The organism is Micrococcus sp. GbtcB5, assembly GCF_019091605.1.
Taxonomy (GTDB): Bacteria; Actinomycetota; Actinomycetes; order Actinomycetales; family Micrococcaceae; genus Micrococcus; species Micrococcus luteus.
In genome coordinates, this window is record NZ_JAGXJK010000367.1 from 1 (window position 1) to 243 (window position 243).

Genomic DNA, 243 nt, shown 5'->3' on the forward strand with positions numbered 1-243 from the left:
CGGGGGGGGTTGCGTGGGGCGGCGGGGGCGGAGGCGGCTTCCGAGGCGCCACTCGCCGAGGCCGCGCCGCTGTTCCGGGACGGGGGCGCGACGTCCTTCGCCCTGTCCCGGCAGGTGGAGGACCCGGCGCGCTACCGGCTGCTGATCGGCTGGCACACGCGCGAGGTCCACACCGTGGCCTTCCGCGAGTCCGCCGCGTTCCACGCGTGGCGTGCGCTCGTCACCCCGCACCTGGCGCAGCCG

General features: G+C 78.2%; 1 protein-coding gene. It reads left to right on the forward strand.

Going from position 1 to position 243, the window contains the following annotated elements:
- Positions 1 to 9: 9 nt before the first annotated feature.
- Positions 10 to 243: antibiotic biosynthesis monooxygenase (locus tag KVS67_RS12735; protein ID WP_217565521.1), on the forward strand; the 234-nt coding region annotated here is incomplete at its 3' end.